At 72.8% G+C, this 15,642-nt stretch carries 17 protein-coding genes; 8 read left to right on the forward strand and 9 right to left on the reverse strand.

The annotated features are described in order from the left end of the window. Positions 1-165 precede the first annotated feature (165 nt). Positions 166-864: a polysaccharide deacetylase family protein gene (locus ACZ67M_RS09155; RefSeq protein WP_469850229.1), complete on the forward strand. Its 699-nt coding sequence runs from the start codon at positions 166-168 to the stop codon at positions 862-864. A 68-nt stretch (positions 865-932) separates the two neighbouring features. On the opposite strand, the gene ACZ67M_RS09160 is transcribed toward ACZ67M_RS09155, so the two are convergent. Together ACZ67M_RS09160 and ACZ67M_RS09165 are read right to left on the reverse strand one after the other, a co-directional pair. Next, the gene (locus ACZ67M_RS09160; protein ID WP_469850231.1) at positions 933-1,946 is read right to left on the reverse strand and encodes a polysaccharide deacetylase family protein; all 1,014 of its coding nucleotides are present in this window, start codon (positions 1,944-1,946) and stop codon (positions 933-935) included. A gap of 98 nt (positions 1,947-2,044) precedes the next feature. Further along, on the reverse strand, positions 2,045-3,364 hold the full coding sequence (locus tag ACZ67M_RS09165) for a radical SAM protein (RefSeq protein WP_122618221.1): 1,320 nt from the start codon (positions 3,362-3,364) through the stop codon (positions 2,045-2,047). Positions 3,365-3,470: 106 nt separating this feature from the next. On the opposite strand from ACZ67M_RS09165, the gene ACZ67M_RS09170 reads away from it, so the two are divergent. Further along, positions 3,471-4,730: an FAD-binding protein gene (locus ACZ67M_RS09170; RefSeq protein WP_469850233.1), complete on the forward strand. Its 1,260-nt coding sequence runs from the start codon at positions 3,471-3,473 to the stop codon at positions 4,728-4,730. On the opposite strand, the gene ACZ67M_RS09175 is transcribed toward ACZ67M_RS09170, so the two are convergent. After that, positions 4,727-5,992: an MFS transporter gene (locus ACZ67M_RS09175; RefSeq protein WP_469850234.1), complete on the reverse strand. Its 1,266-nt coding sequence runs from the start codon at positions 5,990-5,992 to the stop codon at positions 4,727-4,729. The two genes, ACZ67M_RS09170 and ACZ67M_RS09175, sit on opposite strands and share 4 nt — an antisense overlap. 177 nt (positions 5,993-6,169) lie before the next feature. On the opposite strand from ACZ67M_RS09175, the gene ACZ67M_RS09180 reads away from it, so the two are divergent. Next, a complete protein-coding gene (locus ACZ67M_RS09180) occupies positions 6,170-6,742 on the forward strand; it encodes a TetR-like C-terminal domain-containing protein (RefSeq protein ID WP_361363866.1) in 573 nt (190 codons plus the stop codon). Here the strand turns inward: ACZ67M_RS09180 and ACZ67M_RS09185 are convergent. Both ACZ67M_RS09185 and ACZ67M_RS09190 read right to left on the reverse strand, forming a co-directional pair. Further along, positions 6,739-7,494 (reverse strand): isocitrate lyase/PEP mutase family protein, encoded by a 756-nt coding sequence (locus ACZ67M_RS09185; RefSeq protein ID WP_469850236.1) that lies wholly within the window; start codon positions 7,492-7,494, stop codon positions 6,739-6,741. The two genes, ACZ67M_RS09180 and ACZ67M_RS09185, sit on opposite strands and share 4 nt — an antisense overlap. Next, positions 7,491-7,970, reverse strand: a complete 480-nt coding sequence (locus tag ACZ67M_RS09190) for a hypothetical protein (protein ID WP_469850238.1) — start codon at positions 7,968-7,970, stop codon at positions 7,491-7,493. Before ACZ67M_RS09190 ends, ACZ67M_RS09185 begins: the two co-directional genes overlap by 4 nt. A gap of 118 nt (positions 7,971-8,088) precedes the next feature. On the opposite strand from ACZ67M_RS09190, the gene ACZ67M_RS09195 reads away from it, so the two are divergent. After that, positions 8,089-8,625: a hypothetical protein gene (locus ACZ67M_RS09195; protein ID WP_385794068.1), complete on the forward strand. Its 537-nt coding sequence runs from the start codon at positions 8,089-8,091 to the stop codon at positions 8,623-8,625. Positions 8,626-8,657: 32 nt separating this feature from the next. On the opposite strand, the gene ACZ67M_RS09200 is transcribed toward ACZ67M_RS09195, so the two are convergent. The 3 genes from ACZ67M_RS09200 to ACZ67M_RS09210 are packed head-to-tail and all read right to left on the reverse strand — an operon-like array spanning position 8,658 to position 11,334. After that, positions 8,658-9,317: a response regulator transcription factor gene (locus tag ACZ67M_RS09200; protein ID WP_355824963.1), complete on the reverse strand. Its 660-nt coding sequence runs from the start codon at positions 9,315-9,317 to the stop codon at positions 8,658-8,660. After that, on the reverse strand, positions 9,314-10,498 hold the full coding sequence (locus ACZ67M_RS09205) for a sensor histidine kinase (RefSeq protein WP_469850240.1): 1,185 nt from the start codon (positions 10,496-10,498) through the stop codon (positions 9,314-9,316). Before ACZ67M_RS09205 ends, ACZ67M_RS09200 begins: the two co-directional genes overlap by 4 nt. Next, complete coding sequence (locus ACZ67M_RS09210) at positions 10,495-11,334, reverse strand: lysostaphin resistance A-like protein (RefSeq protein ID WP_469850242.1); 840 nt, start codon at positions 11,332-11,334, stop codon at positions 10,495-10,497. Before ACZ67M_RS09210 ends, ACZ67M_RS09205 begins: the two co-directional genes overlap by 4 nt. A gap of 163 nt (positions 11,335-11,497) precedes the next feature. On the opposite strand from ACZ67M_RS09210, the gene mmuM reads away from it, so the two are divergent. Beyond that, on the forward strand, positions 11,498-12,406 hold the full coding sequence (gene mmuM / locus ACZ67M_RS09215) for a homocysteine S-methyltransferase (protein WP_469850244.1): 909 nt from the start codon (positions 11,498-11,500) through the stop codon (positions 12,404-12,406). A 15-nt stretch (positions 12,407-12,421) separates the two neighbouring features. Here mmuM and ACZ67M_RS09220 read toward each other — a convergent pair whose 3' ends face one another. Next, entirely contained in the window at positions 12,422-12,997 is a 576-nt protein-coding gene (locus tag ACZ67M_RS09220) for a CGNR zinc finger domain-containing protein (protein ID WP_392012144.1), read from the reverse strand. Positions 12,998-13,079: 82 nt separating this feature from the next. On the opposite strand from ACZ67M_RS09220, the gene ACZ67M_RS09225 reads away from it, so the two are divergent. The 3 genes from ACZ67M_RS09225 to ACZ67M_RS09235 are packed head-to-tail and all read left to right on the forward strand — an operon-like array spanning position 13,080 to position 15,424. Then, the gene (locus ACZ67M_RS09225; protein WP_469850246.1) at positions 13,080-14,261 is read left to right on the forward strand and encodes an epoxide hydrolase family protein; all 1,182 of its coding nucleotides are present in this window, start codon (positions 13,080-13,082) and stop codon (positions 14,259-14,261) included. A gap of 46 nt (positions 14,262-14,307) precedes the next feature. Then, positions 14,308-14,901, forward strand: coding sequence for a DinB family protein (locus ACZ67M_RS09230; protein ID WP_469850248.1), 594 nt, complete (start codon positions 14,308-14,310; stop codon positions 14,899-14,901). A 7-nt stretch (positions 14,902-14,908) separates the two neighbouring features. Beyond that, positions 14,909-15,424 (forward strand): NUDIX hydrolase, encoded by a 516-nt coding sequence (locus tag ACZ67M_RS09235; protein ID WP_469850250.1) that lies wholly within the window; start codon positions 14,909-14,911, stop codon positions 15,422-15,424. The last annotated feature ends 218 nt before the right edge of the window (positions 15,425-15,642 follow it).

The raw sequence follows: 15,642 nt of genomic DNA on the forward strand, positions 1-15,642 counted from the left end.
CGAGGGCGCCGGGCTGGCCTCCCTCCTCGGTCACTACCGCTCCGCGCTCTCGCCGGAGTGCGCGGACGACGCGGAGCCCGCGCTGATCGACGTCCTCCAGGTCATGGCCGTCTCCCACTTCACCCCCCAGGCTCCGGCCGCCGCGCAGAACACCGAGGAGCAGCGATGACCCAGCACGCCGACATCCCGGGCGCGAGCTTCACCGCGCACGAACGCGCCTTCCAGGAGGGCCGGTTCCTGCGGGTGGTGAACTACCACAACACGCCGGAGGCCGACACGGAGAAGGTCCGGGCCGAACTCCACTCCCTCGCCGAGCGGTTCGACCCGGTGACGCTGGAGGACCTGGACGCGTTCCGCACCACCGGGCGGTGGCACAAGTCCCGCCCCGGCATCATCCCGGTCTTCTACGAGGGGTACCGCAACAACGCCGAGGTGGCCGCGCCGCTCGCCGAGGAGGCGGGACTGACCGGCTGGTTCTTCGTCTGCACGGCCTTCCTCGACGTGCCGGTGGCCGAGCAGTTCGACTACGCCAACGCCCACAACATCGACCTGGTCCCCGAGGACCGCGCGGGCGACCGGCTCGCCATGACCTGGGACCAGGTGGCGGACCTGAGCACGCGCCACGTCGTCACCCCGCACACCGCGAGCCACGCGAGCGCCGCCTCCCTGGAGACCGACGAGGCGATCCGGTACGAGGTCCTGGAGCCCAAGCGGCGGATGGACGAGGTCACCGGCCAGGACGCGGCCTGCACCGCCTTCCTGTGGGGCACGCCGTTCGGCCGGAACCCCAGGGTGGACGCGGCCGTCCGGGAGGCGGGGTACCGCTACCAGTTCAGCAACACGATGGTGCAGTACCTCGGCTGACCCGTCGGGCGGTACGGAAAGGGGCCGGGCGCGATCGGACGCGCCCGGCCCCCTCGCCGTAGGGCGGGTCAGTCCCGTGGGTCCGGCAGCCGCTGCACCATCGTGTTGCTGAAGAGATACCGGTACCCGGCGTCCACGAGGGCGCGGTCGGCGGTGCCCCGCCCGGTCCAGTGGGTGCCGGCCAGCCAGGCGGTGCAGACGGCGTCGCCGCCGGTGGCCGCGTCGATCAGCCGCTTGGGCTCCACCACCTCGCGGTGCACGTCCTCCTCCGTCACGACGCGCTCCGCCAGTTCGTGGGAGGCGGTGTGCGGGGTGACCACGTGCCCCCTGCGGTGCAGGTCCGCCACCTCGTCCCAGGTCATGGCGATGCGCTCACCGCGCGGGTTCTCGTCGACCAGCTTGATCCGGTGGGCCAGGGCGAAGTCGTACTGCCGGTCGGCGGGGGTGTCCATGAAGGCGGTGCAGACGAAGAACCAGCCGGTGACGCCGGCCTCCTCGCACGCGGCGGCGGCCACGTCGTAGTTGTCGCGGTATCCCTCGTAGATCGCGACGAGGAGGGCGGGCCGGTCCTGGTGCCACTCGCCGGTGCGCATGAAGCGGTCCAGGTCGCCGGGGGTGACGATGGCGTAGTCCCGGGCCAGCGCGGTCAGTTCGGCGACCAGTTCGTCCCGCATGCCCGGCGGGGTGTTGTGGTAGTTCATCACCCGCAGGAAGCGGCCGGCGCGCAGGTCGCAGAGGGTGGCGTCGTAGCCGATCGCGGCGGGGCCGGGGAGCGGGGCCGACGTGGCCGCCGAGGAGGTGTGCGGGCCGCGCTCGCCGCCGAGGAGGCGGTCGTACGCGACGGCCTGGAGGGTCTCGACGAGCGCGGTCTCGTCGTCGGCGCCGCCGGGGTGCAGCTCCCGGTGGAAGGTCTCGAAGAGGCCGGCGAGGCGGGCGTCCGCGCCGCTCGTCACCGGCGTGGCCGCCGGCCGGGCGCCGCGCAGGGAGACCACCATCGGGACCCCTTTGCGCCGCGCGACGAGCTGCCGGGATGCCTCCAGGGCGTCGTGCGCCCGTGGGGCGCCGGGGCTGGGATCGGGCATGGGCGTTCTCCTGTGCGTGCGGTGCGTCGGTCAGTCCACTCTGGTACGCGCCGCACACACAGGCAATAACGCGCAGAAGTTGCGCGCTATTGCTCGCTTCACACCTCGACGGGCGCGTCCTCCGGCAGGCTGTCCATGAAGGAGCTGACGGAGAAGACCGCGTTGCCGGCGCCGGGCGGGCCGTAGCCGGGGGGCGAGGAGAGACCGAACTCCTCCATCGTCTGCCGGTAGGCCTGGAGCAGCCGGATGTGGTACTCCAGCGGGGCGCCGTCGGGATTGGTCTTGCCCAGCGGGGTGGTGGGCTCGGGGCACCAGGTGGTGAAGCGGGGCGTGATGCCCTGCGACATGAAGAAGCGCAGGCCCTCGGTGGTGGAGGCGATGGCCTCGTCGACCGTCTTGAAGCCGAAGGGCTCGGCCATCTCCACGCCCGCCACGAAGTTCGGGATCACGTTGCGCGCGCCGAAGACGTCGGCGGAGTCGAGGATGCGCTTGTGCCACTCGTCGCGGCCGACGTAGCGCTCCTTGCCCGGGCAGTACATCTTGAACAGGTACTCGTCCCACACCTCGTAGTTGGGGTGGTAGATCTGGACGCCGTAGTCCTTGAAGCGCTGGACGTCGTCCTTGGGCAGCGCCTGGGCGACGACCTTGCCGATCCAGCGGCCGGGGAAGTGCTCCTCGATGGCCTTGGCGTAGCGCCCGTAGAAGTCCGCCTCGTCCAGGCCCTGGACCTTCGACGTGATCGCGCCGCCGGTGAGCGTGTAGGCCGTGGAGGTCTTGGCCGTGTCGTAGGTGTTGATGATGTCGAGGGCTTCGAGGACCTCGTCGACGTCCTTCACACCCGTGTAGGGGCGGCCCGCCGCCTTGTGCTGGCGCCAGTTGTGGTTGATGTCGCAGTACTGGCACTCCTCCTTGGCGCCGAAGTACTGGCAGACCCGGAACGCGGTCAGGTAGATCAGGTAGCCCCACTGGATGGTCGGGGCCACCTCCATGACCGACTTCCCGTTGGCGAGCTTGTGGCGGTAGTACTCCGGCATCGGCGGCACGCCGACGTCCGAGATGCGCTTGCCGTCGAGGTAGAGGCCGAGCTGGCCGTGCTCGTCGGAGGCGACCCGGTAGGGCGAGGAGGGGTTCACGCGTACCGAGACGACGGTGCGGCGCAGGTCGTAGGGGCCGCCGGTGAGGATGATCTCCTCGGGCGGGCGGCGCAGCGCGGCCTCGCCCAGCTCCGGCAGGGTGCCGTGGTCGAAGGAGAAGATGAAGTACGACTTCGGCTTGACCTCACCCGACTCGTTGTCGCTCAGCGCGGAGGGGTCGAAGGCCACCCCGCCGCGGAGCAGGTCCTCCTTGAAGACGGCTTCCCGCGGTACGTGCGGAAAGCGCTCCATAAGATCCTCGACCAGCGCGGTACGGCTGCCCATCCGTGTCTCCTCCCGGCTCAGGCGTTCGACTTCTCACGGTATGCCCCCGCGCGTGCGGCTTCCCGCCCGGGGCCCCTTCCAGGCGCGCCGGGTAGGTTTCCGCGGTATGAGCGACGTCACGGTGACCAACTGGGCCGGCAACATCACCTACACGGCCAAGGAGCTGCTGCGACCGCGCTCGCCGGCCGCGCTGCGGGCCCTGGTGGCGGACAGCGCGCGGCTGCGGGTGCTGGGCAGCGGGCACTCCTTCAACGAGATCGCCGAGCCGGGCGACGGCGGTGTCCTGCTGTCGCTGGCGGACCTGCCGTCCGAGGTGGACGTCGACACGGCGGCCCGTACGGTGCGGGTGGGCGGGGGCGTCCGGTACGCGGAGCTGGCCCGGCGGGTGCACGCGCGGGGCCTGGCGCTGGCGAACATGGCGTCGCTGCCGCACATCTCGGTGGCCGGTTCGGTGGCGACCGGCACGCACGGCTCCGGGGTGGGCAACGGCTCGCTGGCGTCGGAGGTGCGCGAGGTGGAGCTGGTCACGGCGGACGGCTCGACGCTGGTGCTCGCGCGCGGCGACGACCGGTTCGGCGGCGCGGTGACGTCACTCGGCGCGCTCGGAGTGGTGACCGCCCTCACCCTCGACCTGGAGCCGGCCTACGAGGTCGAGCAGCACGTCTTCACGGAGTTCCCGCTCACGGGTCTGGACGCGGCGACCTTCGAGACGGTGATGGCGTCGGCGTACAGCGTGAGCCTCTTCACCGACTGGCGGGCACCGGGCTTCCGGCAGGTGTGGCTGAAGCGGCGCACGGACCAGCCGCTGCCGGCGTTCCCGTACGCGGAACCGGCCGTGGACAGGATGCATCCGGTGCCGGGCATGCCCGCGGTGAACTGCACGGAGCAGTCCGGGGTGCCGGGGCCGTGGCACGAGCGGCTGCCGCACTTCCGCGCCGACTTCGTGCCCAGCAGCGGGGCCGAGCTCCAGTCGGAGTACCTGATGCCGCGCGAGCACGCCCTGGACGCCCTGCACGCGATGGACGCCATCCGGGACGTCCTCGCGCCGGTCCTCCAGACCTGCGAGATACGCACGGTGGCCGCCGACGCGCAGTGGCTGAGCCCGTCCTACGGGAGGGACACCGTGGCGGCGCACTTCACCTGGGTAGAGGACACGGCGGCGGTGCTGCCGGTGGTGCGCGGCCTGGAGCGGGCGCTGGCCCCCTTCGCCGCCCGGCCGCACTGGGGGAAGGTCTTCACGGCCCCGGCGGACGAACTGCGCGCCCGCTACCCGCGACTCGACGACTTCCGGACGCTGGCGGAGACCCTGGACCCGGCGGGGAAGTTCAGGAACGCGTTCGTGCGCGGAATCCTGGGCGGGGCCTAGGACCGCCCCGCCCCGCGGATCGGTGTGAGCAGGGCGGTCGTGGCGATGAGGACGCAGCCGGCGCCCGCCGCCAGGGCGACCGGTGTGGTGCCGTGGTGCTCCGCCGCCCAGGTGAGGACGGCCGCGCCGACGGGGGCCACCGAGTACTGGAGGGTCCAGAAGGCGGAGGTGACGCGGCCGAGCAGGTGCTCCGGGGTCACCTCCTGGCGCAGGGACATCGAGCAGGTGCCCGCCATGCCCACGCAGGCGAGGAAGGCCGCGCTCAGCAGGGCGACCGCGGGGACCTCGGTCACCCGGCCGAGACCGGCGAAGGCCAGCCCGCACACCGCGACCGAGCCGGTCCAGGTCGGGCCGAAGCCGAGCCGGCGCCGCGCGCGGGCCACCAGCAGCGCGCCGGTGATGGTGCCGAGCGCGCCGATGGCCATGACGGTGCCGACCGTGCCGTCGTCGCGGCCCAGGTCGTGCTTGAGGTGGTAGATGACCAGGTCGTTCAGGCCGAGGGTGAGGAAGCTGAACCCGCACAGCAGCACGGTGAGCGAGCGCAGCACCGGATGCCCGTACAGGAAGGCGATGCCGGTGCGCAGGTCCTGCCGGAGGCCCGGCCGCCTGCCGGTGGCCGGGGCGTCGTCGGCGGGGCGGGGGCGGAAGCGGACGAAGGCGACGCAGGCGGCCGAGACGCCGAAGCTGGCCGCGTCGACGCCGATGGCGGTGGCCGGTCCCGACCAGCCGGCCACCACTCCGGCACAGAGCGGGCCCAGCACGCCGGCCGCCGCGGCGGTGGCGTTGAGCCGTCCGTTCGCCTCGGTGAGCTGTTCGGTGCCGACCAGGCTGCGTACGACGGTGACGTAGCCGACGGCGAACAGCATGCCGACGGCCTCGCACAGGGGCAGGACGACGTAGAGCAGCCAGATCTGCGGGCCGAACAGCCAGACGACGGGGACCAGCCCGTACATGCCCATCCGGACGAGGTCGCAGCCGATGAGCAGCTTGCGGCGGTCGACGCGGTCGACGACGGCCCCGGCGAACACGGCCGCGAGGACCGCGGCGGCGCCGCCCACGGCCGTCAGCAGGCCCATCCGGGCGATCGAGCCGGTGGCCTCCAGGACCAGCAGGGGCAGCGCGATCAGCGCGAAGGAGTCGCCGAGGACGGAGAGGGTCTGCGCGGCCCAGAAGACCCCGAAGTCCCGTTGCCGCCACAGGGGCCGGGTGTCCTGCGCGGGGGGTCCGGCGGCCCGGTCGGCGTCGCGCGCCTCGCGGGTCATCCCGTCGTCGCCGTCAGCCGTCGCATACCGGTCGTCTCCCCCTGCTCGCCCTGCGCGGTCGGCGACACCCTACGGACCGGGGGCGGTGGGCGCAGCAGGGTTTACGGGCGCTGGCCTAGCATGAGGCCCGAGATCTCCAGGAGTCCCGAGGAGGCCGGAGAGTCAGGAAGGTGGCGCATGCCCCGAGTGGGCCTCACGACCGGCCGGGTGGTCGCGGCCGCCGCCGACCTCGCCGACGCGAGCGGCTTCGAGAGCGTCACCGTCTCCGCCCTGGCCCGGCACTTCGGGGTGAAGGACGCGAGCCTGTACACGCACGTCAGGAACCTCCAGGACCTGCGCGTGCGGGTCGCGTTGCTGGCCGGCGGCGAGCTGATCGACGAGATCGCGGCGGCGGTGGCGGGGCGGGCCGGGAAGGACGCGCTGGCCGCGTTCGCGAACGCCTACCGCGCCTACGCCCTGCGGCACCCGGGCCGTTACGCCGCGACGCAGATCCGCATGGACCAGTCCCTCGTCGCCGACTCCCCCGCCCTGCGCCGCACCGCCGAGATCACCCACGGCATGCTCCGTGCCTACGGCCTCACCGAGCCCGACCTGACCGACGCGGTGCGCCTGCTGCGCAGCACCTTCCACGGGTTCTGCGCCCTGGAGGCCACCGGCGGCTTCGGCGCCCCGCGTGCCGTCCAGGCGTCCTGGGAGCGTGCGGTGGACGCGCTGCACGTCGCGCTGGAGAACTGGCCCCGGGCGGACTAGCCGCCGCTCAGCGCGGTCACCTCCTCGTACGCCGGTGCCGTGCCCTCCGGCGGCCGGCCCGCGGCGATGTCGGCCACCGTCTCCAGGGCGGCGCCCAAGGCCCTGCGGTACAGCAGCGAGCCGAGGCTGACGCGGGCCACGCCGAGGTCGGCGAGGTGCGGGAGGGTGGGGCCGGCGGGTGAGTGGAGGACGTTGAGCGGGACGTCGAAGTGCGCGGCGAGGGCCGCGATCCGGGCGGGGTCGGTGAGGCCGGGGACGAAGACGCCGTCGGCACCGGCCTCGCGGTAGGCCTCCAGGCGCCGCACGGTCTCCCCGGGGTCGCCGTCGCCCGACCAGTACGTGTCCGTACGGGCGTTGACGAACAGGCCCGGGGCCGCCGACCGCACCGCGGCGATCTTCGCGGCGTGCCGGTCGGCGGGGCCCAGCGCGTCCTCCAGGTTGATGCCGACCGCGCCGACCGCCGCCAGTTGCCGCGCGAACTCCCCCACGTCGTCGGGGTCGTCGGCGAAGCCGCTCTCGGCGTCCACGGTCAGCAGGAACGGCCCGGAGCCCAGGGTGAGGGCCAGCCGCAGGGTCTCGTCCCGGGTCGCCGCCGCGCCGTCGGGCAGCCCGTTCGCCGCCGCGACACCGAGGCTGGTGGTGCCCACGGCCCCAAAGCCCCGGGCGGCGAGGGCGTGCGCCGACGCGTGGTCCCAGGCGCACGGCAGCAGCAGGGGCTCGCCCGGCCGGTGCAGGGCGGCGAAGGCGGTCACGTCAGGTCACCCACGGCGTCGGCGTAGTACACGGACTCCCCCAGGTGCCGGGCGAGTTCGCGGAAGCTCCAGCCCTCGCCGGGCGAGTCGTCGAGCTGCCGCGGGGTGAGCGCGTCCAGGCGGTCGGCCCAGATCCGGGCGAGCCGGGTGAGGCGGCTGCGGGCCTCGTCGAGGTCGTCCGCCGTGAAGGGTGCGCGGTCCGCGTCCGTGGTCGTGGCGGAGGCGTGCCAGTGGTCGGGCTGGGTCGGCCGGCCCGCCAACCGCGCCTCCATCTCGGCGAGATGGTCGACCAGGTGGTCGGCGACCCGCCGGACGGCCTTGTGCGGGGTGTAGACGCGCCCGTCGACGTGGACGGGTTCTCCGTCCCAGCGGGTCCAGGTGGCGGCCAGGGCGAGGACGTGCTCGACCATGCCGGTGACGGTGTCGGCGGGTGTGGCACGGGCGGGGGCGGTGGTTGCGGTGTGCGTGTCGCTCATGTGCCCGACGCTATGGGCCGGTTGTTTCGGCGGGCGCCGAAGTGTCCGGGGGCGGCGGGCGGGTATCCGGACGGACACGTGACGTCACCCCCCTGATCCGGCCGGCCGAGAGGTGGACATGAAGAGACGCGAGCGACGCGACGGGGCCCTGGAGCGGGACTGGCGGGACAGGCTGTCGGTGATCGGCCTGGCCGCGCTGGCGGTGGGCGTGGTGGTCCGGCTGGCCGCGAACGGGCTCGACTCGTGGCCGTGGGCGGTGATCAGCGCTGCCCTGATGAGTGTCTGGGTCGTGTTCCTGGTGCGCCGCCGCAGGCGTCACGACGCGCGGGACACCGGTGCCGATCCGGAGGACGTGCCCGCCATGGAGCGGCGGATCCTCAAGGGCGGCGCTCCGCCCGAGGACCCCGACCGGCGCCGGGAGATGGCCGCGCTGGTCGACTCGCGTCAGCGGCGGCTGCGGCGGGGCCGCAAGTGGGCGTTTCCCTTGCTGGCCCTCATCTTCTTCGGTACGTCCGTCCTGTGGTTCGCGGCCGGTTCCACGACCGCCGGGAGCCTGACCCTCGCCCTCGCGGTGGCCTTCATGGGCTGGCTGACCTGGTTCAACCTGCGCTTCGACCGGCGCCTGACGCAGATGCGCCACCGGCTGCGGACCTGAACTCCCCGGGCCGGTGGGCCTGCATCCGTGCGTCAGGTGACCAGCCCGTGGCGGTAGGCGAACACGACCGCCTGGACGCGGTCGCGCAGGTCCAGCTTGGTGAGGATGCGGGAGACGAAGGTCTTGACCGTCTCGGGGCTGATCACCAGGGCCGCGGCGATCTCGCTGTTGGACAGGCCGTCCGCGATGAGGCGCAGCACCTCCGTCTCGCGGGGCGTGAGGGGGAGGTCCTCGGCGGGGCCCCCGACGGGCCGGATGCGTGCGGCGTACCGGCCGACGAGGCGGCGCGTCACGTCGGGGTCGAGGAGCGCCGCGCCCATCGCCACGGTCCGGATGCCGTGCAGCAGGCGGTCCGGCGGCGCATCCTTGAGCAGGAACCCGCTCGCGCCCGCGCGCAGCGCCTCGTAGACGTACTCGTCGAGGTTGAACGTCGTCACGACGAGGACCTTGACGGGATGCTCCACCCCCGCGCCCGCCAGCCGCCGGGTGGCCTCGATGCCGTCCATGACCGGCATCCGCACGTCCATGACGACCACGTCCGGCCGTACTTCGGCGGCCAGGTCGACGGCGGCCTGCCCGTCGCCGCACTCGCCCGCCACCTCCAGGTCGGGCTGGGCGTCGACGATCGTCGCCAGTCCGGCGCGGATCATCACCTGGTCGTCGCAGATCAGGACGCGGACCGGGGCGCTCATGACGGACTCCTCGCGGGGATGCGGGCCTGGACGACGAAGCCTCCGCCCTCCGGGCGGTCCGCGCTGAAGTCGCCGCCGAGGACGTCGACCCGTTCGCGCAGTCCGGCCAGGCCGCGCCCGCTGCCGCCGGGGGACGCGGCGCCCGAGCCGGTGCCGTCCGTGCCGACCCGCACGGTGATCTCGCTTTCGCCGTGGTGGACCAGGACCGAGGTCCGGCCGCCGTGGTCGTACTTGAGCGCGTTCGTCAGGGCCTCCTGGACGACGCGGTAGGCCACGAGGTCGGCGCTGCCGGTCGAGGCCGCCGGTGTGCCCTCCTCGGTGAACTCCACCGGCTGACCGGCCCGGCGGGTCTGCTCCACCAGCGTGAGCACCCGGCCGACGGGCGGTGTCCTGGGCTCGGCGTTCCCGGTGCCGTGGTCCGGGTTGAGCAAGTCGAGCAGGTGCCGCAGGTCGGTGATGGCGCGGCGGCCGGTGTCGCTGACCGCGGCCAGCGTCTGGTCGAGGCGGTCGGGCGCGGCGGTCAGGTACCGGGCGGCCTCGGACTGGACGACCATCGCCGTGACGTGGTGGGTGACGACGTCGTGGAGTTCGCGGGCGATGCGGGTGCGCTCGGCGTTGCGGGCGTCCTCGGCGACCCGCCCCCGCCGTTCGGCCTCCGCGGCCCGGGCGGAGCGCATCCAGGTGCCGATGCCCCAGGCGAGGCCCAGCGCGAGGTAGAACGTGACGAATTCGGCGACCGGGTCGCCCGGTCCGCGCCGGTACAGGTCGACCGAGAGGGCGACGAAGGCCAGGGAGGCGAGGGCGAGGGTCGCGCGCCGGTACCGCTCCAGATACGAACCGGCGCTCAGCAGCGCGATGGGCAGCGCGGTTCCGGCGAAGAGGTGGTAGCCGCGGATCTGGTCGAGGGCGAAGCCGATCGACACCAGGGCGAGGCAGAGGTGCGGCCACCGTCGGCGCAGGGCGAGCGGAAGACACTGGAGGACGGCGGCGACACCGGCGAGTACGTCGGCGGAGCGGGTGGGCAGACCCCCGATCTCGGTGCCGTTGCCCCGCAGCGCCGGCAGCAGGGAGGCGACCAGGAGGAGCACTCCGAGCGGCAGGTCCCGGACGGTCACGTCGAGGCGTCGCCACCGCTCGGACATCCCCGGCATCATGTCGGGCATCCCTCGGCGAGCGATCATCGGGGCAGTGTAGCGGTGGAGTTGGCACGCGCCGCGCGGCGAGCACCGGGTGCCACGATGTGGCCGCGCCGGTGGGCCAGCCACAGGAACACCAGGGTCAGCAGCGCGCCGAATCCGACCGCGTACACGCTGCCCTCGGGGCCGAACTCGCCGCCCGTGATCAGCTTCGGGCCGTCCGTCGCGGCGTCGAGCAGCCCCTGGTTGGAGCCGTTGCCGGAGACCTCGGTGCTGAAGACGCCGGCCGCGGCGAAGTTCCAGCCGAAGTGCACGCCGATCGTGAGCCAGAGGCTGCGGGTGGCGGCGTAGGCGGCGGCGAGCATGAAGCCGGCCTCGATGGAGATGGCGAGGGCGCCCCAGACGGTCGCGTGTTCGTTGAGCAGGTGCGAGAGGCCGAACACGACGCCGGTCAGGACCAGCGCGACGTACGTGCCGACGTGTTCCTCGACGATCCGGAACAGGACGCCGCGGTACACCACTTCCTCCATCGCGGCGGCGGCCGCCATGAAGCCGACGAGGCCCAGGGCGCCCTCCACCGAGCCCAGGCCGTCGACCTCGTAGTAGCCGGAGGAGAAGAGGTTCACGATGACGGCGCCGAACATCCCGGCGCCGATCAGTGTCCCCCAGCCGGCCTTGGCCGCGGCGCCCTCCCGGGCCACGTCCAGGGCCTGCCGGCGCTCGGTCCGCCGGACCACCCACGCGTAGACGAGGACCGCCAGCGCGGCCGCCGTGAGGCCGACGCCGAGGGTCAGCCAGTCGTTCTCCTTCACGGCGTTGACGGCGTTTCCGCCTATGGCGTACATCGCCAGGACGGCCAGGAACTGCCAGACGAACCTCACGGGGACTCCTTCGTGGGAGGCCCGCGACCGGAGCGTCCCGGGCCGATCAGGACGCTACGGATCCGGCGCCGGGAGATCGTCACCTCGGGGTGGACACCTGGCCGTAGCTCGCACGGGGGACAAGACGCCGGGCCCGCCGCAGGACCGGGCATAGCCTCGTGCCATGACCAGCGATTTCGCCGCCGCCCTCGCCTCCGGCCGCCCGCTCGTGCTCGACGGCGGGATGTCCAACCAGCTGGAGGCCGCCGGCCACGATCTGAGCGACGAGCTGTGGTCGGCGCGGCTGCTCGCCGAGGCGCCCGATGCGATCACCGAGGCGCACCTCGCGTACTACGAGGCGGGCGCCGACGTGGCGATCACGGCCGGCTACCAGGCCACCTTCGAGGCCTTCGCCCGGCGGGGCTTCGGTCCCGGGCGCTCGGCCGAACTGATCGCCCTCAGCGTCGGCTTGGCCAGGGAGGCCGCTCGCCGGGCCCGCGCGGACCGCCCGCTGTGGGTGGCGGCCTCCGTCGGCCCGTACGGCGCGATGCTCGCGGACGGCTCGGAGTACCGCGGCCGGTACGGACTCACCCCGGAGGCTCTGGAGCGCTTCCACCGGCCCCGGCTCGAGGTACTGGCCGCCGCCCGGCCCGACGTCCTCGCGCTGGAGACGGTCCCCGACGCCGACGAGGCGGTGGCGCTGCTGCGGGCGGTGCGCGGACTGGGCGTCCCCGCCTGGCTGTCGTACACGGTCACGGGCGGCCGCACCCGGGCCGGGCAGCCGCTGGAGGAGGCGTTCGCCCTGGCCGCCGACGCGGGCGAGGTGATCGCGGTCGGCGTCAACTGCTGCGCCCCCGAGGACGTGCCGGGCGCCGTCGAGACCGCCGCCCGGGTCACCGGCAAACCGGTCGTGGCCTACCCCAACAGCGGGGAGACCTGGGACGCGGTGGCCCGGTCCTGGCGGGGGCGTTCCTCGTTCACCCCGGAGCGGGTACGGGCCTGGCGTGCGTCCGGTGCCCGGCTGGTCGGCGGCTGCTGCCGGGTGGGCCCGGACACGATCAGGTCGATCGCGTCGGCGCCGGGACGGGGGTGAGGAGAGGCGCCCGGGTCACTCCGCCGACCCGGCGCTCTTCCGCTGGTTGGCATGGAAGCGCGCCTTCTTCTGCCGATTCCCGCACGTGTTCATGTCACACCACTTGCGGGTGCGGCTCTGGCTGGTGTCGAAGAAGGCGGCACGGCAGGTGGGTGAGGCGCACAGGGCCAGTTTTCCGTCCCGTTCGCCCGCGATGACGCTGATCGCGTCGGCGGCGATCACGCTGAGGGCGTCCTCCACGCGGGATTCCGGGCTGAGCCGCCATCGCCGCACACCCTCGGGCGTGAGGACCGCCGCGGCCCGGCCCTGAGCGCTGCGGTCGTTGATGACGTGGACGGCGGACGCGGGGAGCGCGTCCTGGACCGCGGCCGCCGTCGCGGCGGCGTGGATCGACTCCCTCAGTTCCCGGGCGAGGTCGAGCTGGGCGGCGGTGCAGGAGTCCACGGCGAGGTCGTACACCGCCAGCCAGTCGACGAGTCGCTGCGGCGTGGGGATGCGCTCCACGGCGTCGCCGTGACGCTCCGACAGGGTCCCCGTGAAGCTGGTGGCCAGCACCTTGCCGAGGCGGAAGTCAGGGAACGCAGCAGGCATGGAACCACCTTAGCCGGTTGCGGGGTGGCTCGCGGGGCTGCTAGAACCGTCTTAGCCGGTTCCGCGATGGCCAGGAGGTCTCATGTCCCGTCCAGACAGCGACGTGCGAGCGTTCGAAGCCCACGCGACGGACGCCGAACTCGACGATCTGCGCGCGCGACTGGCCGCGGCGCGGCTGCCGGAGGCCGAGACGGTCCGGGGCGCCGCGCCCGGCCCTGGCCGATGGGACCAGGGCGTGCCGCTCGCCGACCTCGTCGACGTCGTGGACTACTGGCGCACCGGGTACGACTGGCGGTCGTTCGAAGAGCGCCTCAACCGCGTCGGCCAGTTCCGCACGACCGTCGAGGACCTGGACATCCACTTCCTGCACCGCCGCTCGGCCCGCGCGGACGCCACTCCCCTGCTCATGACGCACGGCTGGCCGGGCAGCGTCGCCGAGTTCATCGACGTGGTGGACGACCTGGCGGATCCGAAGGACGCCGACGCGCCGGCGTTCCACGTCGTCGCCCCGTCGCTGCCGGGCTTCGGCTACAGCGGCAAACCGGCCGCCACCGGGTGGGGGACCGAGAAGATCGCGGCCGCGTGGGTGGAGTTGATGGGAAGGCTCGGCTACGGCGAGTTCGCGGCCCACGGCGGCGACTGGGGCGGCAACATCACCACGGTGCTCGGCGGCAGGTTCCCGGCGCACGTCCTCGGCATCCACAGCACGTTCGCGCAGGCGCCCCCCGGTCTGACCACGGACGGCCTGACGGCGGTCGAACGCGGGTGGGCCGAGGGAACAGCCCACTTCTGGCGCCACCGCGCGGCGTACGCGAAGCAGCAGGCGACCCGGCCCCAGACCATCGGCTACTCCCTGGTGGACTCACCGGTCGGGCTTCTCGCCTGGATCCTGGACAAGTTCGCCGAGTGGTCGGACACGGAGGACAGCCCCTTCGAGAGGATCTCCAAGGACCGCATCCTCGACAACGTGACCCTCTACTGGCTGACACGCACGGGCGCGTCGGCGGCCCGCATCTACTACGAGAGCCACAACTCACTGGACCCCGAACTCCGGGTCGACGTCCCGTCGGCGATCAGCATGTACCCCCGGGACATCGAGAAGTGCCCGCGCCCCTGGGCCCAGGAGCGGTACCGGCAGATCGTCCGCTGGAGCGCACCCGAAACCGGGGGTCACTTCCCGTCGCTGGAAGTGCCGGAGTACTTCGTCAAGGACCTCCGGGAGGGCCTCGCGGAGGTGCTGAGGGCCACGGGGCGTGGAACGTAGCACTCGGTGACGCCACGAGCAGCCACCCATGGCAGGCTCGTGGCGCATGATCGATGAATTCGCGAAACGCACCCTGCACGGCAGACTGCGCCGGGACCGCGAGGCGCTGCTCTGGAAGCTCGACGGCTTGTCCGAGTACGACGCACGCAGGCCTTTGACGGTGACCGGGACCAACCTCCTCGGCCTGGTCAAACACGTGGCCAACGTCGAGGCCCGCTACTTCGGCGAGGTCTTCGACCGCCCCTCCCCGGAACCGCTGCCCCGGTGGCAGGACCACGACGGCGGCGATCAGTGGGCGGCCGAGGGCGAGACCCGCGACCAGATCATCGGGTTCTACCGGCGCACGTGGGAACACTCGGACGCGACGATCAGCGAACTTCCCCTCGACGCCCCCGGCCACGTGCCGTGGTGGCGGGAGCCCTCTCCCAACACGAACCTGTTCGCCATCCTGATCCACGTCCTCGGCGAGACCAACCGGCATGCGGGGCACGCCGACATCCTGCGCGAGGGCCTCGACGGCCGGACCGGGATGCGTGCCGAGCACGAGCAGCGGATCGACGAGGAAGCCCGTGCGGCCCACTGCGCGAAGATCGAACAGGCCGCCAGGGCAGCCACCGGACCCCGATCACCGAAGGGTTGACGCGTCAGTGACGTCCACCGAACCGTTCGACCGCATCAAGATCCGCGTCGCCGCGGCTCTGTTCAACGGCGACGAGATCGCCCTCATCCACCGCACCAAGAACGGCCAGGACCAGTACACCCTGCCGGGCGGCAACGTCGAACCCGGCGAACCCATCCCCCGTGCCCTCGCACGCGAACTCGACGAGGAACTGGGCCTGGACCTCGCGGAAGCGAGCGGCGCCCCACAGCTGACCTGGTTGCAGGACGCCATGGTCACCCGCCCCGGCAGCACCCCACCCCGCAAACTCCACCTCGTCTTCCGCGTGCACATCGCGACCCCCGTCCGGACCCGGTTGCGCACCGTCGAGCATGACGACACCGCCGGCGTCGGCCGCCTCACCTGGAGCCACTACAGGGACGCCGCCGACAAGGCCCTGTTCCCGCCGGTCCCGCTCGCCGGACTCGCCGCTCCCACCGCGCCGGTCGACGCCGCCCAGTCGCTGCTGCCGGCCCTGGACGACACCAACTACAACTGGATCTGACCACCGTTCCTGGCCGTTCGCCTCGCACCAGACCACCCCGGCGGCGCAAGCGCTCGCGTGGGGACGGGGGTTGCGGGGGTCTTGCGCAGACGCGCCGGCCTGCCCAGGATGAAGAGAGCGCTTGTCAGGATCACACCAAAGGTACGTGTGTTCCTGATGGTGTGTCATGGGGCGTCCACCCAACGCCCCCTCCCCGGTTCCCCACAACCTGGAGGATT

It is taken from the genome of Streptomyces sp. NPDC107500, assembly GCF_055582785.1.